A 21,603-nucleotide genomic window follows, 5' to 3' on the forward strand; every position below is an offset into this window, starting at 1 on the left:
GGCCGCCGCTTCGGCGGTGTTGAGAGAGGTCCTCAGGTCAAGCCCGAGGACGGACCTGAGGTTGGGGACGGGGCAAAGGTCGCCTCACCGATATGCGGTCCGGTTAACGGAAATCCGGTCGAGCGTCAAACAAGCGTTGATGCTCGTCGAGCGCGTAAGGATCAGTCATTCCGGCGATATAGTCAGCGACAATGCGCGCGCGCTCGAGGCCGGCCACCGCCCTGCCGGCTTCGCCCCAGCGACCCGGCATATCGGCGTCGGCCATATAGGCGGCGAAGAGACGCTCCACCACGGCTTCGCTCTCGCGCACCGGCACCATGACGTCTTCATGGCGGTAGACACGGTTGAACAGGAAGGATTTCAGCTGTTTTTCGTCCGAAGCCATGCCTGCGGAGAAGCCCACCAGGGTACGGCCGGCCTGCCGGACGTCCTCAGGAGACGACACGCCCGCGGATGCAATGTTTTTCTGGGCGGTGACAATAACGTCCTCGACGGCACGGGTGATCATCCGCCGCTGCACTTCATGGGTCTGCCGCTTGGCGGCAATGCCGGGATAAAGCGCAAAGACTTCCTCTACGATCGAGCCGGCCATGGGGACGCCCAGGAAATCCTCGAGCGTTACGAGGTTGGCCCGCAGAGCATCATCAATGTCATGGGCATTGTAGGCAATGTCGTCAGCAATCGCGGCAACCTGGGCCTCGAGACTGGCATGGGTGTTGACGCGCAGGTCCGCCGGCACCGGAAGTTCCGCCAGGTCAACCAGATGCGGCAGAGGCCCGTTGTGCTTGAGAATACCTTCCAGCGTCTCCCAAGTCAGATTGAGGCCATCGTGCTCTGCGTAGCGGTTCTCCAGGCGTGTCACGACCCGCAATGCCTGTACGTTGTGATCGAAGCCGCCGAAGGGCTCCATGGCTCGATCAAGCGCCCGCTCGCCAGCGTGACCGAAAGGTGTATGGCCCAGATCATGGCTGAGGGCGATGGCTTCGGCCAGATCCTCATCCAGTTCCAGCGCCCGCGCGATGGATCGCGCGATCTGGCTGACCTCCAGCGTGTGGGTCAACCGGTTGCGGAAGTGGCGGCCTTCGTGGGCCAGGAAAACCTGCGTCTTGTGCTGCAACCTGCGAAAGGCCGTTGAGTGGATGATGCGATCCCGATCGCGCTGAAATTCTGAGCGCGTGGGACTTGCCCCCGTGTCATAGAGACGTCCGAGGGACTGCGATGCCTTGCTGGCGTAGGAAGCGGTGTTTCGCATCTGCTCTGTTCGGCCCTTTGCAACCCGGCGTTGAACGCCTATCTTATGACCAGCGTTATGACATTACGACCGACACGGGATTTCCCATGACCGACGCAGCACTTGCCGATGCCCCTGCCGTAACCCTTTCGGATCGCGCCGCCAAGCGCGTCTCGCGCATCCTTTCCAAGGAAGCGCCCGGTACGGTGCTGCGGATTTCGGTGGCTGGCGGCGGTTGTTCGGGTTTCCAGTACGAATACAATCTGGTGCAGGAAACACCCGCCAGTGATGATCTGGTGTTGCAGAAGGGCGATGCGACCGTTCTGATTGATTCCCTGAGCCTGGAGTTCATGGGTGGGGCGGAGATTGACTTTGTCGACGACCTGATCGGGCAGTCCTTCCAAATCAAGAACCCCAACGCGGTCGCGTCCTGTGGCTGCGGCACGAGTTTTGCGGTCTAGCAACAAGTTACTGTTGTTGAATCGGCAGCGACCCGGCACAAGAAGGCGGGGAGGAATGCCGTGACCAATATGCAAGCCACCGACAAAGTGATCGATGAGGCGGTTGCCAGCGGCAAGCTGGTTGGCGCCGTGGTCGTTATCTCCAAGGATGGTCAGATCATCCATCAACGCGCAGCCGGGCTCGCCGACCGTGAGGCCGGGACGCCGATGCAGCAGGACACGATTTTCCGCGCGGCGTCGCTGACCAAACCGATGGTGGCGGCCACATTGCTGGCAATGGCCGACAAAGGACTGGTGCGCGTAGACGATCCTGTCACGGACTATCTGCCCTATTTCAAACCAAAGCTGGCCGACGGCAGTCAGCCGGTGATCACGCTCAAGCACCTGCTGACGCACACCGCCGGGCTGATCTACGATTATTCGGACAAGGACCCGCGGATCAGCGCCGGGCTGACCGATACGGATATGCACCTGGATGAGTTGCTGCCGCTGCTCGGCGCGCAGGAGCTTTCCTATCCGCCCGGCACGTCCTGGTTCTACTCGATGGCGATCGACGTGCTCGGAGGCGTCGTCGCGAAGCTGCATGGCGGCCGTTTGCGGGACGCTGTCGCGCATTATGTGACCGAACCCCTTGGCATGGCCGACACAGCCTTCCACGTGACCGACCGCGACCGTCTTGCCGTCCCCTATGCCGATGGCGAAGACAGGCCAGTGCGCATGGGCGAGCCGCACGCGGCCAAGAACCCCTGGGGTGGCATCACCCGCTTCTCCCCTGCCCGGATCTTCAACGAGAAGGCATTCGAGTGCGGCGGCGGCGGCATGGCGACCACGGGCCCCGATTTCATTCGATTCCTCAATGCGATGCTGGCAGATGGCGGAGCTGTGCTCAGGCCCGAAACGGCGAAGATGGCCATGCAGGACCAGATGGGCTACGAGCGCGAGCCTGGCCAGGCCTTCAGCTTCCTCGGCAGCTACACGACCGATCCCGCCCGAGCTGATCTTTATTGGCCGGCGGGCACCAATAATTGGGGCGGTATTTACGGACACATCTGGTCGATCGATCCGGTGAACCGGATCACCATGGTTTCGCTGAGCAATACGGCGTTCTATGGTGGCGAGCTGGCTTTTCCGCGCGCCCTGCGCAAGGCCGTCTACTCCGATTTGACCTGAGGCCCGCCATGACCCTGCGTATCGCGACCTGGAACATCAACGGCATCAAGGCCCGCCTGGAACTGGTGCTGCGCTGGCTGGAGGAGGAGAAGCCCGACATTGTCGGCCTGCAGGAAATCAAGACGGTGGACGAAGGTTTCCCGCGCGCCGAGTTCGAGGCCCTGGGCTACAATGTGGAAACCCACGGCCAGAAGAGCTGGAACGGCGTGGCCCTCCTCTCCAAGCTGCCGTTCGACGAGGTGCATCGCGGCCTGCCGGGCAATGACGAGGACGAGCAGGCGCGCCTGATCGAGGGGGTGTTCTCGCTCGATGGCGGTGTGGTGCGGGTGTGCAATATCTACCTGCCCAATGGTAACCCGGTGGATACGGAAAAATTCCCTTACAAGCTGGCCTGGATGGACCGGCTCAACAGCTTTGTGGAAGGCCGCCTGGCGCTCGAAGAGCCCTTCATCCTGATGGGTGATTTCAATCTGATCCCGGCGCCGATCGACGCCCATGACCCCAAGGCCTGGTGGGGCGATGCGCTCTATCGCCCGGAAAGCCTGGAGAAATTCCGCATACTGCGGAATCTGGGCATGACTGATGCGCTGAGGGCGATCACGGCCGAGGAAGCCTATACGTTCTGGGATTTCCAGGCGGGCGCGTGGCGGCGCAATGCCGGCATCCGCATCGACCACCTGATGCTGTCACCCCAGGCCGCGGACCGGCTGGACGATGTGGTGGTGCACAAGGACGTGCGCGGCTGGGACAAGCCCAGTGACCATGTGCCGGTCGAGGGCGCCTTCAGCTTCTGAGGCGTCAGAACTGGGCGCTGACCGCAACGCCGGAATTGGCCATCTCAAGCGCAGCGGCCCGGGTTTCGGGCGTGGCGATGGACATTGCGCGATTCAGCAACTCATCGGCCACGCCGATGTCCGAGGTCCCCAGACATGTGGTGTGCGCCAGATTGAGCCACATCAAGCCTTCGGCCGGACGGGGCGGATAGGTGTCCATGCCGTTGAACAGAAGGTTGCCAAGCTGTGCCTGGGCCAGGCAATGGCCCTTGTGGGCGGCGGACTGGAGCCAGCGGGCCGAAAGCATCGGGCTCAGACCCAGACCTTCTTCCTGCTGGTACAGCAGGCCAATACGATATTGCGCCTCGGGGTCACCAAAATAGGTGGCGGCGTGCATCAGCATGCGGTGGTATTCGGCCGGATTCTGGGAAATGCCCGCTTCGGGCACACCAAGGCGGAAATATTCGCCGAGCTTGACGAAGGAATTGGCCACGATATCGGCTTCCAGCCCGCGCGGTGCAGCGTCGGCATGCTGATTGGCGATCTGGGCAAAATAGCCAAAGGCCTTGACCGGGTCCTTGTCGACGCCCTCGCCATTTTCATACATGGTCCCAAGCTGCCAGAGCGCCAGGGGCCGACCGGCGGCGGCGTCGCTTTCGAGCGCGGAAAGATAGGTGTCGTTGGAGACAAAGGCGCCGGTGCCGTCGAGCGTCCGGGCGAAATCCTGGGCCGCCTCGGCGGCAGTCTGGGCGAAAGCGGGCGCGGCCAGGCCCAGGGCCAGTAACGCTCCGGACACGGCGCAGGCAAGGGACTTGTCCCAAGTGGTGCGCATAACACTCCTTTTGCCCAGGCGATCACGGGCATAACCGAGAGCCGATCCCCGCTGAGACAGGGCCGACGATGCGACGGGCGCTGATGCCCTGCCGCCATTGATAAGTGACGATATTGCCCGGATGACGCGGCCGGACAAAGTGAGTTCTGAACAATTCGTAAACGCGCTTTGTGACAGCATTCGGCCCAAGTCATCACAACCGCGTTCAGGGTTGGCGACCCCTGCACCGGACGAGATGCGCGCCAAGACAGTCATGCTCTCAAGCGGGTCGTCCATAGCCACCGTTTCTGGCGTCTTGCGCCAATTGCTCGTTCATCTGCCCCGGGGATAAATCGGCACTGCCTGACCCGCCACACATGCGTCGATCAGTCGTGCCAGCACCCGCCCCCGAATGCCATGCAGCCTGCAATAAGATCAGATTGTGGCGGGAAACATCGCCAAATCGTTGATGTGAGATTTCCGTAGGGTGAATCGGAGGGTTTGTTGCCGAATCGTCACAGAGCGCCTGCAGGGTAGCCCCGCGCGTTGCATGGAGCGCGGTGTGCGCGCATAGTTGCGGCGTAGCGCCAGAGCGCGGGAGAGAATGATGAAAGCGATCCTGTTCAACCGGAACACCCTTGGTCTGCAACAGGACAGCTACATTCATGTCTCTGAAACCTTCTGCCGGAGCCGCGAGCGCCGCAAAACGAGCTAGCGCCCTCTCCCGTTTCTTCTTCGTCCCACGCACGTCGCCCGCCGCGTCGGCCATTGGTCGCGCGCGCTGGCGACGCTTCCTTTCCTATTACCGGCCGCACCTGCCGCTGCTGATGGCCGTGCTGGCCTGCGCGGTGCTGGTGTCGGTTACGGCAATCGCCTTGCCGCTACTGGCCAATCTGATTGTCACCCGGCTCCCGGAACTGGCCGGCTCTCCCGACGCCGTGGGGGAGCTGCTGAAGCTCGGCGGCATCCTGCTGGCCATTTTCGCCGTGCAGGCCCTGGCCACCTATTTCGTGGACTATCGCGGTCACGTGATGGGGGCCCGCATCGAGGCGCAGGTGCGCAGCGAGCTGTTCGAGCACTGCCAGAGACTGTCGTTCAGCTTTTATGACCGGCAGCGCACGGGCCAGCTGATGAGCCGGATCACCAATGACTCACTGTGGCTGGGCGAGCTGTTCCATCATGGTCCCGAGGACCTTGCGATCAGCGTGCTGAAGTTCGCCGGCGCCATGGCGGTGCTGATCTGGATTGATCCGATCATCGCGCTATCCATTGCAGGCCTGCTCCCGTTCGCAATTGGTTACGCGTTATACTTCAACAACAAGATGAACATTGCGCTGCGCACCTCCAAGGAGCGGATTGCCGGGGTGAACGAGCGCGTCGAGGATGCGCTGGGCGGCGTCCGCGTCGTGCAATCCTTTGCCAATGAGGCCGACGAGATGGCGCGCTTCGAGGCGGAAAATGCCCGCTTCCTGCGCTCCCGATCCGATGGCTATCGCAGCGAAGCCTTGCTGTGGAGCGGCATGGACGGCTTTGCGCAACTGGTCACGATCGTGGTGATCGTGTTGGGCGCCATGCGGATGCTGTCGGGCGAAATCGAGGCGGCGGGGCTGCTCACCCTGCTGCTTTGCGTGGGTGTGCTGCTCGATCCGATCAAGCGCTTCGACAATTTCATCCGCCTTTGGCAAGAAGGATATACGGGGTTTGTCAGGGCAATGGAATTGCTCGAAACCGACCCCGATATTGCCGATGCGCCGGAGGCCCATGCGCTTGAACGCGTTCGCGGCGCGATCGCGTTCGATAATGTCAGCTTTCGCTATGAGTCCGACGCGCCAGGGGTGTTGTCTGGTCTTTCACTGACCATCCGCCCGGGTGAGTTCGTCGCGCTCGTCGGTCCGTCAGGGGTGGGCAAGAGCACACTTTGCAGCCTGATCCCGCGCTTCTATGACGTCGATGCCGGCAAGGTGACGCTGGACGGGCAAGACGTACGCCAAGTGACGCTGTCTTCGCTGCGACGGAATGTGGGCGTGGTCCAGCAGGATGTGTATCTGTTCAGCGGCACTGTGGCGGACAATCTGCGCTATGGCCGCCCGGACGCGTCGGAGGACGAAATCATTGCGGCTGCCAAGGCCGCCAATGCGCATGATTTCATCACCTTCCTGCCCCAGGGTTATGACACCGATATCGGTCAGCGCGGCGTCAAGCTCTCCGGTGGGCAGAAGCAGCGACTGACAATTGCCCGGGCCTTTCTCAAGAACCCGCCGGTGCTGATTTTCGACGAGGCCACCAGCGCATTGGACAATGAGAGTGAGCGCGCGATCCAGCAGTCCCTGATGACGCTGGTCAAGGGACGCACGACGCTCGTCATCGCGCACCGCTTATCGACCGTTCGCCATGCAGATCGCATCCTGGTGCTCTTGCCGGAGGGGATTGTCGAGGAAGGGACGCATGAGCAGTTGATGGACCAGAACGGCGCTTATGCCGCACTGCATGCGATGCAGGGGCGCATCTGACGCGTCACGGCGGCGCTACATCCAGTGGCGTCGCCGCATCACCCACAGCACGATAAGCCCCAGCCCCACGATGGCGGCACAGACCACCCAGAAAGCCGCACCGCTTTCAGCGAAAGGAATGCCGGCGACATTCATGCCCAGCAGACCGGTGATCAATGTCAGCGGCGAGAAGATCACCGTTACGGCGGCCAGCAGCAGCATGGCCTTGTTCATCTGTTCGGCGCGATCGTCGATGATCTCTTCATGCACGAGGACTGCCCGCTCGGACAGCGCCTGAAGCTCGTCGCCGATGCGCGCGGTTCGCAGCGCCGCTTCGCGCAAACGTAGCCGATCACGATCCGAGAAATAGGACAGGTCCTCGACTTCCAGCGTGGTGAGGGCGTCGCGCTGCGGCCAGACAAGCCGGCGGAAGCTGATCAAGGTGCGCCGCAAGTGTTCGAGATTGTCCTGGGCTCTTTCCGTCCGGTTGGTGATCAGGCTTTCCTCGACCTCATCCAAGCGGTCCCCGAGCATCTCGATCAGCGGCTCCAGCCGGTCTGTGGCGCGGAGGGCCAGGCGGGCGATGAGGTCAGCGGGGCTGGTGGGAGCGTGTTCAACCTGCTCGACCCTAGCAAGGCCGAGGAAATCCAGGATGTTCAGCTCCGAGGCAATGATCACCCGGCTCTTCTCGATCCAGATGGTCAGGAACTGCCGCCCCACATCGTGCGGCTCGGCGCCAGGGCGTACGACCCGCAGGATGACCAGGGCCCTGTCGTCGAGCACACTGCAGCGGCTACGGGAGGTCGGTGCCGTGACAAGGCCCGAGTTGAACTCGCCCAATTCGTTCTTGAGCCAGAGCTTGAATTCGGGACCCTTGGAATTGCCGACAACGAGCTTGAAGCCGCCAGACGGCACGGCGGGATGATCGTCATCGGGTTCGTGCCGCGTCATCCCGCCCTTGCCGTCAAAGATGAGCACCGCACCGCTGCCCACAAGTCCGTTGAACAGTGCTCGTTCGTTCGGCGTTTTGGCGGTGTTGCTCATGACGATCAGCTCAGGCGCTGCAGCGCCTCCCCAATTTTCGTGCGACGCTCAATGGCCGCCTCGCGGCGCGACTTCTGCTCCTCGATCACCTCTTCGGGTGCCTTGGACACGAATTGCTCATTGCCAAGCTTCTTATCGATCTGTGCAATCTCGCCGTCGAGCTTGCCGACTTCCTTTTCCAGGCGGGCCTTTTCGACTGCGATGTCGATGACGCCAGCCAAAGGCAAGGCGAAGGTTGAATCGCCGACGACGAACTGAGCAGATTCACCCGGCACTTCGTTTCGCGGCGAAATCTCTTCGAGACGGGCCAGACGAGAGATCAGCGAGGTGCCGGCAACGAGGCGCGACAAGGTCTGCTCCCCTGCCCCGGTGACCACCATTTGCAGCTTGGCGCCGGCCGGCACGTTCATCTCGGCGCGGACCGAACGGACATTGGAAATGACGTCGATCAGCCAGGCCAATTCGGCGTCGGACTCCACGTCTTCATGGCCCGAGAGATCGGGCCATTCAGTGGTGATCAGCATGCTCTCGCGCGCCGGACCGAACTTGCCGGTTTCTTCCCACAGCTCTTCGGTGACGAAGGGCATCATCGGATGCAGCATGATCAGGATCTGGTCGAGCGCCCAGGCAGCGGTGGCGCGGGTTTCGGCCTTGGCCGCTTCGTCCTCGCCCATGAAGACGGGCTTGGCGAATTCCACAAACCAGTCGCAGAAGGTGCCCCAGACGAAGTCATAGGCGCTGTTGGCAGCTTCGTTGAACTTGTAGTCCTCGATGCCCGAACGCACGGACGCGAGGGCGCGGGCGGTGGCACCGACAATCCAGCGATTGAGGGGCAGCGCGTTGGCCTTGGGGTCGTAACCTTCGACGCGGCGGCATTCATTCATCTCGAGGAAACGAGCCGCATTCCAGAGCTTGGTGACGAAATTTCGATAGCCCTCGACCCGGGAAATGGCGAGCTTGAGGTCGCGACCCTGCGCGGCCATGGCAGCGAGAGTAAAGCGGGTCGCGTCGGCACCATATTCGTCGACGAGCTTCAATGGGTCGATGACGTTCCCCTTGGTCTTGCTCATCTTCTGGCCCTTCTCGTCGCGGACCAGGGCATGCATATAGACGGTGTGGAACGGTTCCTTGTCGAGGAATTCGAGGCCCATCATCATCATGCGGGCGACCCAGAAGAAGATGATATCAAAACCGGTGACCAGAACGTCGGTCGGATAATAGCGCTTCAGCTCGGGGGTCTCGTCGGGCCAGCCCAGGGTCGAGAACGGCCAGAGGGCGGAGGAGAACCAGGTGTCGAGCACATCCGGATCACGGGTCAGTTCGACGGGCTTGCCATAGTGCTTTTCAGCAGCGGCCTTTGCCTCTTCCTCGCTATAGGCAACGAAGGCCTCGTTGTCCGGACCGTACCAGGCCGGAATCTGGTGACCCCACCAGAGCTGGCGCGAAATGCACCACGGCTTGATGTTTTCGAGCCAGGCGAAATAGGTGTTTTCGTACTGCTGGGGCACGAATTTGGTACGGCCCTCGCGCACCGAGGCGAGCGCCGGCTGGGCCAGTACGTCGGCCTTGACCCACCACTGGTCGGTCAGGAAGGGCTCGATGACGACGAGTTTGGACTTCTCGTCATGGGGCACCATGATCTTCTTGTCTTCGATATGGCTGAGGCCGCGCGTCGGGTTATCCTCGGCCATGGCGGTGAGATCGGCGACGATGGCCTTGCGGGCCTCGAAGCGATCCATGCCGCGATATTTTGCGGGGACGAAATCGGCATCGATGATGGCGCCGCGCGTGGTGAAGACATTGATCGGTTCGACTCCGGCGCGCGTGCCGACTTCAAAGTCGTTGAAGTCATGAGCCGGGGTGATCTTCACCGCGCCAGTGCCCAGCGTCGGGTCGGCGTACTCGTCGGCAACGACAGGAATGCGGCGGCCGACCAGCGGCAGCTCGATAAACTTGCCGACAAGGCCGGCATAGCGCTCGTCTTCGGGATGCACGGCAACGGCGACGTCGCCCAGCATGGTTTCCGGCCGGGTGGTGGCAACGATTATGTAGTCGCGGGTTTCGTGGCCAATGACGTTGCCCTCTTCGTCCACAATCGGGAACTGGTAGGTTACGCCATCGGCCAGCGGATAGCGCAGATGCCACATGTGGCCCTTGACCTCGATATTCTCCACTTCGAGATCGGAGATGGCGGTTTCGAGGCCCGGATGCCAGTTCACCAGGCGCTTGGCGCGATAGATGAGGCCGCGCTTGTGGAGTTCGACAAAAACCTTGGTGACGGCGCGAACCATCTGGTCATCAGGCTGGCCGCGATCGCCCATGGTGAAGCGTTCGCGGCTGAAGTCGGCCGAAGCGCCCAGGCGCTTGAGCTGATTCATGATGGTGCCGCCGCTTTCGGCTTTCCATTCCCAGACCCGATCAATGAAGGCATCGCGGCCCATGGTGCGGCGATCGAGCTGCTTCTCGGCGAGCTGGCGCTCGACGATCATCTGAGTGGCGATGCCGGCGTGGTCGGTGCCCGGCTGCCAGAGCACGTCCTTCTTCAACATACGGTTGAAGCGCACCAAAATGTCCTGGATGGTATTGTTCAGCGCGTGCCCGATATGGAGCGAGCCGGTGACATTGGGCGGCGGAATGACGATGGTGAAGGTTTCCGCCCCGGGCTTGGCCCCTGCCCCGGCCGCAAAGGCGTTGGCGTCCAGCCAGGCATCGTAGATGCGGCTTTCCACGGCGGCGGGTTCATAGGTCTTTTCAAGCATCACGTCACTCGCGAACAGCAGCGACCCGCCAGGATAGACCGTGGCGGGCCGGAATAGGTTGGCAGTCTTCAAGCAAATGCGGGGTGCGGGGTCAAGGCGAAGCCACGCGCCATTCGCGGATAGCTCTCATGGCCTTCTCACCTCAAATGCCCCCACCGGAGGGATTTGCCCTGCGGGACGGTCTTGCCATTCGAGCATAGCTCTCATGGCCTTCTCACCTCAAATCCCTCCACCGGAGGGATTTGCCCTGCGGGACGCGCGCCATTCGAGCTTAGCTCTCATGGCCTTCTCACCTCAAATCCCTCCACCGGAGGGATTTGCCCTGCGGGACGCTCGCCATTCGAGCGTAGCTCTCATGGCCTTCTCACCTCAAATCCCTCCACCGGAGGGATTTGCCCTGCGGGACGGTTCGAAGTCACTCGCCGCGCGAGACCCGGGCGATTTCCTTCTCGACCATGCGCTCGACCACGGCAGGCAGATTTTCATCCAGCCATTCCTTGAGCATGGGGCGCAGCATATCCCGCATCATGGCTTCAATGGTCAGGCTCGGATTGCCAATGCCAAGCGCGGTCAGCTTGCCGATCGAACCGCGCACGGCGGCGCGCGTTGCAGGCTCCAGCAACTCATCGGCCATGTCGGCTGTCAAAGTGGGATCGGGCAAAGCATCGGCCTGGGCCATGGGCTCTTCAACCGGCTCCGGTTCGAAGACAGGCTCAGGCTCGGGATCGAACCTGGGCTGGGGTGCGGCCTTAGCCACCGGCTGCGGCTTGTCTTCCGGCAATTCGCGGGTGGGCGCGGGATCGAAGCTGGGCAGATCATCCTCGGCATCGAAGGTGACGTCCTCGGCCTCCACCAGAGACGGGCCCTCGGCATCCGCCCCTTCCGTATCGGCAAGGATGGAGTCGAAGCTGAACCCTTCGACATCATCACCCTCTTCCACGATCTGGGAGGGAGACAGCGCCAGGGGCTCGATGTCGTCCAGCATGTCGCTGAGGTCGCGATCATCCTGCTCGCCCAGCGGCTTGGCGGGTGCCGCCTGCATCGGCGGCGGGGCCGACTGCACCGATGGACGGCGGGGTGCACCGGCAGCATCATCGTCGGCGATAATCTGCCGGATGGACGACAGAATCTCATCCATGGACGGTTCTTTGGGTGCCGGCTTGTTCATCAGTGCCTCTTACTCATGCGCCCGACTGGGGAGACGTCCGCAGCCGCCAACCCTGATTCGTAAGGAACAGCTTAAACATAAGGGGCCGATTTAGGAATCATCCCAAGGCGGGAAGTGAAGGTCTTCCACGAAAAGTTGTGGCCGGGACTTGCCCGGCCACATCATCTTGAGGCGTCGCTGGGGTCTATTCGACCACGACCGTCCGCAGTTCCTGCCAGACATCCTCGACCGCCTGCGTATAGGGCACGGCCGTCTTGATCTGGACCGGGAGGCCAAGATCACGCGCGGTCAGGCGCCCCATGGCGCTGAGGAGGGAGAAGGTTGCGATGGTCTTGCCGTTGGACGCGTTGATCAGGGTTTCGCGGGCGCTGGTCAGATCGGCCTGGGCATTGAGGACGTCGAGCGTGGTGGCTGTGCCCAGATCGCGTTCCTGAATGACCCCATCGAGCACGGTGTTGCTGGAGGTCACCGCAGCCCGGGCGGCGCTGATCTGCGCATCGGCGCTCTGAATACCGGTCCAGGCGGAGATGACGGCTTCGCGAATCTGGTCGTAGGCCGCCATGGCGTCGACCTCGGACTTGATCTGGTTCAGATTGGCCTGACGCACACCCGAACCGATTGCACCGCCGGCATAGATCGGGATGGTGATCTGAAAGCCCAAGGAGGCACTTATACCGTCGCGCGGGCCGCCCGACGGCCCGGTCCAGCTGGAGCCAAGCGAACCCGACACGGTCGCCGTTGGGCCGAAGGCGGCCTGAGCGGCATCGCTGCCTGCCTGGGCGGCACGGATGCTGGCCTTGGCAAGCATGATGGCCGGATGCCCGATCTCCGCTTCGGCAATGGCAGCATCAATGGATCGCGGGATCAGATTGGCATAGCCGTGACTGGTCGAAAGCCCTTGCGGACGCTGGCCGACCAGGCGCTGGAAAGTAGCTTCGCTGGTCTGCAGGGTGCTGACAGCAGCCTGGTAGGCGGCCTGACCCTGTGCCAGACGCGCCTGGGCCTGAGCGACATCGATGCGCGTACCCTCGCCGACATCGAGGCGATCCTGCGCGGACTGCAACTGGGCCTGGAAGAAGGTGATATTGTCGCGACGCAGGGCCACAAGGTCGCGCCCGCTCAATACCGACATATAGGCCTGCACCACCTGCAGCAGCACGTTCTGCTCGGTGTTGCGGATCTGGTATTCGGCCACTTCGGCGGCGGCGCGGGCGGCCTCAACGCGGGCCGCGGTGCGATTGTTGTCGTAGATGGTCTGGTTGTAGGAGAGGCCCGTAGTCAGCGAGCTGCCGCTGGTCCAGTTGCCGCCAACAAGATTGGCGCTCTGGTTGCCGCTGATGGACGCGCCAATGGTTGGCAGCGCTCCGGCCTTGGCCTGGACAATCCCTTCAGCGGAGGCCTTTGCGCTCAGCAGGGCAGACTGTAGGTCGGGGGCATGATCGTAAGCCGATGCCAGTGCCTGGCTGATAGACTGTGCTTGCGAAACCGCCACAGACGAACAGGTGAGCAACAGGGCGCAGGCGGCAACCCGCATAAACCGAAAACTATTCATCAACCCGCCTCCAGACCCCCAAACAGATATGCCCGCCCATTGGGGTGTACAACCGATTCAGGCCAATAGTAGCAAACTTTAATTGCATCTTCTTGCCGATGCGTGGCCGTATGGCAACAGACGCCCTCAAAACACGAACTCCTCGCGCCGATCGTCCGGCAGGTGTGTTGGAAGAGACGCATTGAAATGCGGCCTCGATACCACACCTTCCGCTGTTCGGGTCCATAGGGTCGCCACACCTGCCCGCCCTAAGCCTACAACCGCGACCAGTCTGCCACCCAGCGCCAGACAAGACAGATAGGTCTCAGGAGGTTCGAGTATGGCTTGCTCAAGAAGGATCACGTCATATGGCCCAGCAGCCTGCGCTTCGCGAATATCGGTGACCACCGAGACGTTGGTGATATCGAGATCGCCCAAAGTGTGCTGGGCAATGGTTACCAGTTCCTTGTCGCCTTCATAGGCAACGACCGCAACGGCCAGCCGGGCCAGAATAGCAGCCGAATAGCCACTACCACTGCCGACATCCAGAACGCGGTCTTGGGGGCCAATGGCTGCGAGCTGGGCGATCCGGGCAAATTGCACTGCCGGTGGCAGAACCCGGCCGTTCCCGAGCGGGTGCGGGACATCGCTATAGGCCATCGCGCGCCGATCCTCGGGCAGAAATCGCTCGCGCGGAATATCGAGAAACGCCGCCAGCAGACGACGGTCGACCACGGAACTGACAGCAATCTGGCCGTCGACCATGGCTTTGCGGGCAAGTTTGTAGTCGATGCCGGCCAAGTTGATATTCCGAGGTTGCATATGCTGGACGTGAATATGCGTTTGTCCTTGCAAAGGCAACCGGCCTTGACCGGACGCTACGAATTATCTGTTGGCTGAGCCGAACCCAGGGCCTTTCGAGCCAGTCGAATCGTCATCGGCCGGGTCGACTGGCTGGTCCTGTTCGGTGCCGTCGGGACGATGACCCAGATCATCTATGTTATCGTCCTGCTGCTCGCCGCGCTCCGTCTCCAAAGGCGCGGGTTCGGTTCGATGCTTGTCCTCGACCATATAAACTCTCCTTGCTGATATCGGAGCAATTCGGAGTTCCATCGAGCGTTCCATCACACTGGGCAGAGCAGTGTGGGCCGGGCGCCGTGCGGCTAGCCGCGTTTGCCAGAGGGGCTGGGACGCTTGAACTGGTCGGTCAGGGCCAGGAGAACGACCATATGCAGCCGCTCGGGCGTATTGGGCGGCTTGAGGCATTTCACACGGGAAGAGACGGTATATTTGGCGCCGTCTCGCTCGCCGGTCGCGGTGTAAAGCAAATACTTGCTTGCTTCGTCATAGTAGGCCGAGGTCACCTTGAACTGCATCGACTGCCTGTTTCTCACCAGCCCTCGGCGTGGCAAATGCCGACCGCCCTTCTGCCCGCCCCGCAGTGCGCGCCAGAAAATTCACCCTGCCCCACGCAGCCTATTGCATAAGCGATTGGCGTCCAATAGGTACAGCGGCCAGAGGCCGCGTGGCGGAGTGGTTACGCAGCGGATTGCAAATCCGTGTACTCCGGTTCGATTCCGGACGCGGCCTCCAGTTTCCAGCGACATGAGGGTTGGTGACCGGGTGGCGCCGAGGGGTGCAAGCGGCTAGCTTGCGCGGCGTTCAAGTCCAGGGAATCGCCATGTCCGTCGGCGCAGCATCACTCAACCGTTCCGATTTTGCCCAACCCGTCATGGCAGGAGCGCTTGCGGCGATCGTGGGCAGCGCAAGCACGTTCACGCTCATACTGGCTGCGCTGAGCGCTGCCGGAGCCACGCCGCAACAGGCGGGATCCGGGCTGTTTTCCATCTGCCTGGCCATCGCCATACTTAATATTGTGGTTGCATGGCGGGTTCGCATACCCGTGAGCTTTGCCTGGAGTACGCCGGGGGCGGCGTTCCTGCTGACGGTGGGAGAACCCGTTGGCGGATTTCCTGCGGTGGCCGGCGCCTTTCTCGTCTGTGCGGGTCTTGTGATTCTCACTGGGCTGATCAGGCCACTCGCGCGTGCCATTGCGGCCATCCCTTCAGCCATTGCCAATGCGATGCTGGCCGGCATGCTGCTGACGCTGTGCCTTGCGCCGCTCAACGCCGTCGGCGAAATGCCCTGGCATGCCCTGCCCATCATTGCGGTCTGGGCGCTTGGCCTGCGCTTTGCGCGCCGCTATGCGGTGCCGCTCGCCGTGGTGGCCACGGGTATCATTCTCGCCACAACGACTCAGTTGCCGCCCGACACTTTTGACGGCGCCTGGCCTACGCTTGTCCCGGTTCTGCCCAGCTTCACGATCGATGCGATCGTACGCATTGCGTTGCCGCTCTATGTGGTAACCATGGCGTCACAGAACTTGCCGGGCATCGCCGTGATGCAGGCCAATGGATACAAATTGCAGCCTGGTCCACTGTTCGTCCTGACTGGCTTGGCCAGCGCCGCCACCGCGGCCGTGGGCGGTATTACCAGCAATCTGGCCGCCATCACCGCAGCCATTTGCGCCGGCCCCGAATCCCATAGCGATCCGGATCGCCGATGGCCTGCACCTGTTGCCGCCGGAACGACCTATATGCTGCTCGGTCTGGTGGCCGGACTGGCCGCAGCCTTTGTGGCGGCCGTGCCCCCAGTCTTGATTCAGGCCGTGGCCGGACTGGCGCTTTTTTCCAGCCTGGCGGGCGCTTTGGCCGGTGCACTGGCGGCCGAGGAAGCACGGCTTCCCGCCATTCTAACCTTTGTAACCACCGCCTCAGGAATCACTGTGGCCGGGGTGGGGGCACCCTTCTGGGGACTTGTGGGCGGCATCGCATTGCTGATTCTGCTGCGGCAGGGCCAAGGGAAGTGACCGTATTCGCTGTCATATTGGCCGGTGGCTCTGGCAGCCGCCTTGGCCAGGTGCGGAAGGCGGACCTCCGCGTCGGCGGAAGGACGCTGCTTCAACGGGTCATAGATCAGCTTGGCCTCAGTCATGAAACACTTCTGGTATCGACGGGTCGAGATGGCGCCAATGGCGGTTTTGGGATTGGCCTGACTGACCTCGATCTGCCCATTGGTGGCCCGCTTGCAGGACTGATTGCGGCGGCCAGCCATATTCGCGAGACAGCGCAACCGGACACAATCCTGCTTTCGGTCGCGGTCGACACGCCATTTCTTCCGGACAACTTTGTGCCCAGGCTGGTGGATGCACTTTCCGGGGGCGCCCGTGCGGCGCAGGCGAGCTGGCGCGGAAATATCTACCCCACCAATGCGGCCTGGCGTGTTTCGGATTTGGCCAGCTTGCCTGAGCGGATCGGGGCCGGCACCGCACCCCGTAGCGCCAAGGCTTTGCTGGCCGAGCTGGGCGCGGTGGAGGTAGATTGGGCAGACGCATGTGACGTCGATCCCTTCGCCAATCTCAACACGATGGAAGACCTGATCGGTCTGTCCCGCCGGGCCCGTTCGTCAGAGGAGTGACAACTTATTCACACGAGGCGAGATTAGGGGCTTGGCAAACCGGATCGGTTTGGGTACACGGACCACGCCTTCGCAAAGAGGGCGCACGAAAGTGTTCCGCGATAGCTCAGTTGGTAGAGCGTTCGACTGTTAATCGAATGGTCGCTGGTTCGAGTCCAGCTCGCGGAGCCATTTCCCTTCATCCCCAATTGGCCGTTATCCCACGATTGCCCTTGCGCGCTGACTGGCGTAGGACGGCAGTATTTCGACATTCCGGCGATTTTTCATGACCACCATTGCCGCCGCTCCCGCGCCGGACGCGCAACGCACCGCGCTGACGATCATACTTGCCGTCAGCGGCGCCCATTTGCTGAACGACCTATTGCAGTTCATGCTGCCCGCGCTCTATCCGTTGCTCAAGGAAAGCTATGGCTTGAGCTACCTGCAGATCGGACTGCTGACGCTGGGCCAGCAAATCACGGCCTGCCTTCTGCAACCGGCATTCGGGCTTTCGGGTGACATCAAGCCGAAACCCTATTGGCTGGCATTGTCCATGGCCATCGTCGCGGCGGGGGTCGCCATGCTGGCGGCGGCCAATGGTTTCTGGCTGCTGTTTGCCGCTTCGGTCGTCCTAGGTACAGGATCGGCCCTTTTCCATCCGGAGGCGTCGCGGGTGGCGCGAATGGCCTCAGGCGGCCGGCTGGGCTTCGCGCAATCCCTGTTCCAGGTGGGTGGTAACGCCGGAACGGCACTCGGCCCCCTCGCGGCTGCGTTGATTCTACTGCCCATGGGGCAGGCAAGCGTATTCTGGTTCCTGATCGTGGCCGCCCTCGGCCTCTTGCTCATGACCCATGTGGGACGCTGGTTTGTCGATCACCAACGGCAGTCGGCCGCGCGACCCGCGGCAATCATCCGCAAACCCGCACTGTCGCGGCAACGGCTGATAGTGGCCTTCGCGGTGATCGGGGCCCTGCTCCTGAGCAAGTTCATCTATATCGAGGGCCTCAAAAGCTATTATGCCTTCTTCCTGATCGAGAAGTTCGCGCTCTCGGCCCAGGAGGCGCAGTTCTATCTCTTTGCTTTCCTGGGTGCAGTGGCGGCAGGGACGTTTATCGGGGGGCCTGTGGGGGACAAATATGGGCGCCTCGCCGTGATCTGGGTGTCGATCCTGGGCGCCCTGCCCTTCACCCTGGCCCTGCCCTATCTCGACCTGTTCTGGACCTGTGTGATGAGCATCATGGTCGGGCTCATCCTGTCCTCGGCATTTTCGGCAATGGTGGTCTATGCCCAGGAACTGGTGCCGGGAAAAGTGGGCATGATTGCCGGTTTCGTGTTCGGATTCGCCTTTGGCATTGGCGCGCTTGGCGCCGCGGTAATGGGCGCTCTGGCAGACTGGATCGGCATGATCGCCGTCTTCCAGATTTGCGCCTTCCTGCCAGCCTTGGGTATTCTGACTGTCTTCCTGCCGCGGACGGCTGAACTGCATCCTGAGAGGATTACATCATGAGCGATGGCATGGATGATGATGGCGAAAGCCAGATCACGCTGACGCGGACCATTGCCGCGCATGTGTCCGACGTTTTCGCCGCCTGGACGGACCCGGCCCTGATCGAACAATGGGAAGCGGACGAGGCCGAGTTCGACGCCTTTGAAGGCGGGCAGTACCGCTTTGTCACCTTTGCCGAAGACGAGGATGAGGCCGACCACGAAGTCAGCGGCGACGTCCTGACCTTCGTGGAGGATGAGCGCCTTGTGCTGTCCTGGATCCACAAGGATGAAGGTGACGACAGCGAACTGATCTTCGTGCTCGACATTGCGTTCATGGCCATTGGTGATGACAGCACCCGCATCACCCTTACCGAACGTGGCTTGCCTCACGCGGATGCGCAGACCCGCATCTTCTCGATGGAGGCCTGGAACGCGGCTCTGGAGGAACTGGCCGAACTTCTGGAATAATTCCAAACCATCCTGGTGCCGGCGACGTAGTGCAGGAATACCAAGAGGTTTTCCATGCCTACACACCTTGTCTGGTTGCGCAACGATCTGCGACTGTCCGACAATCCTGCCCTCGCAGCCGCATGCCGTTCGGGCGAACGCATCGTAGCGCTCTATATCCACGAAACCGATGATGACATGCGGGCTCCCGGCGCCGCTGCGCGCTGGTGGCTGCACCACGGGCTGAAGGCGCTTGCAGGATCGCTGGCCGATATCGGGGTGCCGCTGCGGGTCGAAACGGGCCCGGCCCGGGCGGTAATGGACGAGGTCCTGCGCGAAACGGGCGCTGAGGCACTTCACTGGAACCGGCGCTATGCGCCGGCAGATCGTCGGCGGGATGCGGAAATCAAATCCGCTCTCCGCGATAAGGACGTGACCGTCACGTCCTACCCCGGCAATGTGCTTGTCGAACCCTGGGATATCGAGACCGGGCAAGGAAAGCCCTATTCAGTGTTCACCCCGTTCTGGAAGTCGCTCAAAGAGCAACACATTGATCAGCCGCTGGCCCGTCCATCCCGCAGAGGGGACAAGATCAAGGCGCCGGCGATCGACACCGGATATGAGCAGCCGCATTGGGCGGACAAGCTTGTGCCGTACTGGACGGTCGGGGAAGCCTCCGCACAGGAGCGGCTCGACATTTTCCTTGACCAGCAGGTTGCCGGCTACCCCCGAGATCGCGACTTTCCCGGCGTGGACGCGACCTCCCGATTGTCGCCGCATCTGCGGTTCGGCGAGATCAGCGCCCGGCAGATCTGGCACGCTACACGGGCCCATGCGCATGCGCACCCGGACAAGGCCGCGGCGATCGAGAAATTCCTGTCCGAGCTGGCCTGGCGCGACTTCAGCCATCACCAGTTGTATCATCGACACGACATCCGCCAGGTACCGATGCAGCGCAAATTCCAGGACCTGTCCTGGCGCAAGGCTCCGGAACAGTTGCGGGCATGGCAAATGGGCCGCACCGGCATTCCGATCATCGATGCGGGGATGCGGGAGCTTTGGGAGACCGGCTATATGCACAATCGCGTACGCATGCTGGTGGCCTCCTTTCTGAGCAAGAATTTGTTGATCGACTGGCGCCTGGGCGAGCAGTGGTTCTGGGATTGCCTGGTCGATGCCGATGAGGCGAACAATCCGGCAAGCTGGCAATGGGTCGCGGGCTGCGGGCTGGACGCGGCACCCTATTTCCGCATCTTCAATCCGGTAACCCAGGGCGAACGCTTTGACCCCAATGGCACCTATGTACGGCGGTGGGTTCCCGAAATCGCGGCGTTGCCCGACAAGCACATTCACGATCCGTCCAGCGCCGAGGCGGACAGACTGCGCGAAGCGGGCGTGGTGCCCGGTGAGACCTATCCCCGAGCCATGGTCGATCTCAAGGCGACGCGCGCCCGCGCCCTTGAGGCCTTCGGTGCGCTGCCATCGCCAGGATAGCAAATCTCAAGCAAATTCATGCTCCGGGGGCACAGCGGTGCGAGTGCCCCTTGCGCCGCGAGGCTGATCCGGGAAAAGCCCTGCCGAATCCTGCGCTTGCCGCTTGCCGCCACCTCATCGCCCCCCTACGATAAAGGTCTTACTCCCCTAGAAAACAGATCCATGGCCAAGCACGAAGACCTTATCTCCGCCATCGGCAACACGCCGCTGATCCGCCTCAATCGCGTGTCCACGCTGACCGGTTGCGATATCTGGGGCAAGGCGGAGTTTCTCAATCCCGGCCAGTCGGTCAAGGATCGCGCGGCGCTGTTCATCATCCATGATGCGGTCAAATCGGGGAAGCTGAAGCCGGGTGGCACCATTGTCGAGGGCACGGCGGGCAATACCGGCATCGGGTTAACACTGGTTGCCAATTCGCTGGGGTTCAAAAGCGTCATCGTCATCCCCGAAACCCAGAGCCAAGAAAAGAAGGATGCGCTCAGGCTCTATGGTGCGGAACTGATCGAGGTGCCGGCCAAGCCCTATCGCAACCCCAACAACTACATCAAGATTTCCGGGCGGCTGGCCGAAAAGCTCAATGATGAGCTGCCCAACGGCGCCATCTGGGCCAACCAGTTCGACAATGTCTCGAACAGACGCGCGCATGTGGAAACCACGGGGCCGGAAATCTGGCAGCAGACCAATGGGCGCATCGATGGCTTCATCTGCGCGGTGGGGTCAGGCGGGACGCTGGCGGGCGTTGCCGAAGCGCTGCGCGCCCGCAATCCGGACATCAAGATCGGCCTGGCCGATCCCGAGGGTGCGGCGCTCTACGAATATTATGCCCATGGTGAGCTGAAATCCTCAGGTGACTCGATCACCGAGGGTATTGGCCAGGGTCGCATCACAGCCAATCTCGAAGGCCTGACGGTCGACATGCCCTACCGCATTCCGGACGCAGAGGCCCTGCCCTATATCTACGACCTGCTCGAGCATGAGGGTCTGTGCCTTGGGGGATCGAGCGCCATCAATATCGCCGGCGCGGTGCGCATGGCCCGCGACCTCGGCCCCGGCAAGACGATCGTCACCGTGCTGTGCGACTACGGCAACCGCTATGCGAGCAAGATCTTCAACCCGAGCTTCCTGCGCGGCAAGAATCTGCCCGTTCCCCAATGGCTGGAACAGCGCGCACCCATCGACATTTCCAGCGTCATGGTGGCCGACCCCGCTTGAGCCGGGCCAAACTGAGTGCGGCGAGCGCGACAGGTCATTGCTCCCGACCCTTGGCCTGATACACTGACC

Annotated in this window: 19 protein-coding genes and 2 tRNA genes; 12 read left to right on the forward strand and 9 right to left on the reverse strand. The window is 62.1% G+C overall.

All coding sequences use genetic code 11. From position 1 onward, the window contains the following. Nucleotides 1-103 precede the first annotated feature (103 nt). On the reverse strand, nt 104-1,252 hold the full coding sequence (locus QZ564_RS01430) for a deoxyguanosinetriphosphate triphosphohydrolase (RefSeq protein WP_297103651.1): 1,149 nt from the start codon (nt 1,250-1,252) through the stop codon (nt 104-106). An 86-nt stretch (nt 1,253-1,338) separates the two neighbouring features. Here QZ564_RS01430 and QZ564_RS01435 point away from each other — a divergent pair, with 86 nt between their 5' ends. The 3 genes from QZ564_RS01435 to xth all read left to right on the forward strand — a co-directional run bounded on the left by QZ564_RS01435 (nt 1,339) and on the right by xth (nt 3,656). Then, nucleotides 1,339-1,692 (forward strand): iron-sulfur cluster assembly accessory protein, encoded by a 354-nt coding sequence (locus QZ564_RS01435; RefSeq protein ID WP_297103653.1) that lies wholly within the window; start codon nt 1,339-1,341, stop codon nt 1,690-1,692. A gap of 69 nt (nt 1,693-1,761) precedes the next feature. Then, nucleotides 1,762-2,862, forward strand: a complete 1,101-nt coding sequence (locus QZ564_RS01440) for a serine hydrolase domain-containing protein (RefSeq protein WP_297103827.1) — start codon at nt 1,762-1,764, stop codon at nt 2,860-2,862. Between the two features lie 14 nt (nt 2,863-2,876). After that, nucleotides 2,877-3,656, forward strand: coding sequence for an exodeoxyribonuclease III (xth, locus tag QZ564_RS01445; RefSeq protein ID WP_297103828.1), 780 nt, complete (start codon nt 2,877-2,879; stop codon nt 3,654-3,656). A 4-nt stretch (nt 3,657-3,660) separates the two neighbouring features. On the opposite strand, the gene QZ564_RS01450 is transcribed toward xth, so the two are convergent. Continuing rightward, nucleotides 3,661-4,467, reverse strand: coding sequence for a tetratricopeptide repeat protein (locus tag QZ564_RS01450; protein WP_297103655.1), 807 nt, complete (start codon nt 4,465-4,467; stop codon nt 3,661-3,663). 806 nt (nt 4,468-5,273) lie between these two features. On the opposite strand from QZ564_RS01450, the gene QZ564_RS01455 reads away from it, so the two are divergent. After that, nucleotides 5,274-6,956 carry an ABC transporter ATP-binding protein gene (locus QZ564_RS01455; protein ID WP_297103830.1) on the forward strand — a complete coding sequence of 561 codons (1,683 nt, stop codon included), beginning with the start codon at nt 5,274-5,276 and terminating at the stop codon, nt 6,954-6,956. A 15-nt stretch (nt 6,957-6,971) separates the two neighbouring features. Here QZ564_RS01455 and QZ564_RS01460 read toward each other — a convergent pair whose 3' ends face one another. The 7 genes from QZ564_RS01460 to QZ564_RS01490 form a co-directional block, all read right to left on the reverse strand. Continuing rightward, complete coding sequence (locus QZ564_RS01460) at nt 6,972-7,979, reverse strand: CorA family divalent cation transporter (RefSeq protein ID WP_297103658.1); 1,008 nt, start codon at nt 7,977-7,979, stop codon at nt 6,972-6,974. Between the two features lie 5 nt (nt 7,980-7,984). Continuing rightward, nucleotides 7,985-10,738 (reverse strand): valine--tRNA ligase, encoded by a 2,754-nt coding sequence (locus QZ564_RS01465; protein WP_297103660.1) that lies wholly within the window; start codon nt 10,736-10,738, stop codon nt 7,985-7,987. A gap of 415 nt (nt 10,739-11,153) precedes the next feature. Beyond that, nucleotides 11,154-11,906 carry a DUF2497 domain-containing protein gene (locus tag QZ564_RS01470; protein WP_297103662.1) on the reverse strand — a complete coding sequence of 251 codons (753 nt, stop codon included), beginning with the start codon at nt 11,904-11,906 and terminating at the stop codon, nt 11,154-11,156. Nucleotides 11,907-12,090: 184 nt separating this feature from the next. Next, nucleotides 12,091-13,458, reverse strand: coding sequence for a TolC family outer membrane protein (locus tag QZ564_RS01475; RefSeq protein WP_297103664.1), 1,368 nt, complete (start codon nt 13,456-13,458; stop codon nt 12,091-12,093). Nucleotides 13,459-13,584: 126 nt separating this feature from the next. Beyond that, nucleotides 13,585-14,238, reverse strand: coding sequence for a protein-L-isoaspartate O-methyltransferase (locus QZ564_RS01480; protein WP_297103666.1), 654 nt, complete (start codon nt 14,236-14,238; stop codon nt 13,585-13,587). An 84-nt stretch (nt 14,239-14,322) separates the two neighbouring features. Beyond that, a complete protein-coding gene (locus tag QZ564_RS01485; RefSeq protein ID WP_297103668.1) occupies nt 14,323-14,508 on the reverse strand; it encodes a hypothetical protein in 186 nt (61 codons plus the stop codon). A 92-nt stretch (nt 14,509-14,600) separates the two neighbouring features. After that, nucleotides 14,601-14,813 (reverse strand): hypothetical protein, encoded by a 213-nt coding sequence (locus QZ564_RS01490; protein ID WP_297103670.1) that lies wholly within the window; start codon nt 14,811-14,813, stop codon nt 14,601-14,603. A 143-nt stretch (nt 14,814-14,956) separates the two neighbouring features. Here QZ564_RS01490 and QZ564_RS01495 point away from each other — a divergent pair. The 8 genes from QZ564_RS01495 to QZ564_RS01530 all read left to right on the forward strand — a co-directional run bounded on the left by QZ564_RS01495 (nt 14,957) and on the right by QZ564_RS01530 (nt 21,534). Next, nucleotides 14,957-15,030: transfer RNA gene (locus QZ564_RS01495), tRNA-Cys, on the forward strand. A gap of 88 nt (nt 15,031-15,118) precedes the next feature. After that, complete coding sequence (locus tag QZ564_RS01500; RefSeq protein ID WP_297103672.1) at nt 15,119-16,306, forward strand: benzoate/H(+) symporter BenE family transporter; 1,188 nt, start codon at nt 15,119-15,121, stop codon at nt 16,304-16,306. Continuing rightward, nucleotides 16,303-16,914: a molybdenum cofactor guanylyltransferase gene (locus QZ564_RS01505; RefSeq protein ID WP_297103675.1), complete on the forward strand. Its 612-nt coding sequence runs from the start codon at nt 16,303-16,305 to the stop codon at nt 16,912-16,914. The genes QZ564_RS01500 and QZ564_RS01505 overlap by 4 nt, the downstream gene beginning before the upstream one ends. 95 nt (nt 16,915-17,009) lie before the next feature. Further along, nucleotides 17,010-17,085 (forward strand) — tRNA-Asn (locus QZ564_RS01510). A gap of 94 nt (nt 17,086-17,179) precedes the next feature. After that, nucleotides 17,180-18,400, forward strand: a complete 1,221-nt coding sequence (locus QZ564_RS01515) for an MFS transporter (protein WP_297103676.1) — start codon at nt 17,180-17,182, stop codon at nt 18,398-18,400. Continuing rightward, complete coding sequence (locus QZ564_RS01520; RefSeq protein WP_297103678.1) at nt 18,397-18,849, forward strand: SRPBCC domain-containing protein; 453 nt, start codon at nt 18,397-18,399, stop codon at nt 18,847-18,849. Before QZ564_RS01515 ends, QZ564_RS01520 begins: the two co-directional genes overlap by 4 nt. Before the next feature lie 54 nt (nt 18,850-18,903). Further along, nucleotides 18,904-20,322 (forward strand): deoxyribodipyrimidine photo-lyase, encoded by a 1,419-nt coding sequence (locus QZ564_RS01525; RefSeq protein WP_297103680.1) that lies wholly within the window; start codon nt 18,904-18,906, stop codon nt 20,320-20,322. 162 nt (nt 20,323-20,484) lie between these two features. Then, nucleotides 20,485-21,534 (forward strand): cysteine synthase A, encoded by a 1,050-nt coding sequence (locus tag QZ564_RS01530; RefSeq protein WP_297103681.1) that lies wholly within the window; start codon nt 20,485-20,487, stop codon nt 21,532-21,534. Nucleotides 21,535-21,603: the final 69 nt, after the last annotated feature.

It is taken from the genome of uncultured Devosia sp. (genome assembly GCF_913055165.1).
Lineage (GTDB): Bacteria > Pseudomonadota > Alphaproteobacteria > Rhizobiales > Devosiaceae > Devosia.

Coding starts and splice junctions, on each gene's coding strand:
- QZ564_RS01470 (WP_297103662.1), bottom strand. CDS start 11,906: ATGAACAAGCCGGCACCCAAAGAACCGTCCATGGATGAGATTCTGTCG.
- QZ564_RS01490 (WP_297103670.1), bottom strand. CDS start 14,813: ATGCAGTTCAAGGTGACCTCGGCCTACTATGACGAAGCAAGCAAGTAT.
- QZ564_RS01430 (WP_297103651.1), bottom strand. CDS start 1,252: ATGCGAAACACCGCTTCCTACGCCAGCAAGGCATCGCAGTCCCTCGGA.
- QZ564_RS01485 (WP_297103668.1), bottom strand. CDS start 14,508: ATGGTCGAGGACAAGCATCGAACCGAACCCGCGCCTTTGGAGACGGAG.
- QZ564_RS01465 (WP_297103660.1), bottom strand. CDS start 10,738: ATGCTTGAAAAGACCTATGAACCCGCCGCCGTGGAAAGCCGCATCTAC.
- QZ564_RS01475 (WP_297103664.1), bottom strand. CDS start 13,458: ATGAATAGTTTTCGGTTTATGCGGGTTGCCGCCTGCGCCCTGTTGCTC.
- QZ564_RS01520 (WP_297103678.1), top strand. CDS start 18,397: ATGAGCGATGGCATGGATGATGATGGCGAAAGCCAGATCACGCTGACG.
- QZ564_RS01455 (WP_297103830.1), top strand. CDS start 5,274: ATGGCCGTGCTGGCCTGCGCGGTGCTGGTGTCGGTTACGGCAATCGCC.
- QZ564_RS01530 (WP_297103681.1), top strand. CDS start 20,485: ATGGCCAAGCACGAAGACCTTATCTCCGCCATCGGCAACACGCCGCTG.
- QZ564_RS01435 (WP_297103653.1), top strand. CDS start 1,339: ATGACCGACGCAGCACTTGCCGATGCCCCTGCCGTAACCCTTTCGGAT.
- QZ564_RS01525 (WP_297103680.1), top strand. CDS start 18,904: ATGCCTACACACCTTGTCTGGTTGCGCAACGATCTGCGACTGTCCGAC.
- QZ564_RS01515 (WP_297103676.1), top strand. CDS start 17,180: ATGACCACCATTGCCGCCGCTCCCGCGCCGGACGCGCAACGCACCGCG.
- QZ564_RS01500 (WP_297103672.1), top strand. CDS start 15,119: ATGTCCGTCGGCGCAGCATCACTCAACCGTTCCGATTTTGCCCAACCC.
- QZ564_RS01460 (WP_297103658.1), bottom strand. CDS start 7,979: ATGAGCAACACCGCCAAAACGCCGAACGAACGAGCACTGTTCAACGGA.
- QZ564_RS01450 (WP_297103655.1), bottom strand. CDS start 4,467: ATGCGCACCACTTGGGACAAGTCCCTTGCCTGCGCCGTGTCCGGAGCG.
- QZ564_RS01440 (WP_297103827.1), top strand. CDS start 1,762: ATGCAAGCCACCGACAAAGTGATCGATGAGGCGGTTGCCAGCGGCAAG.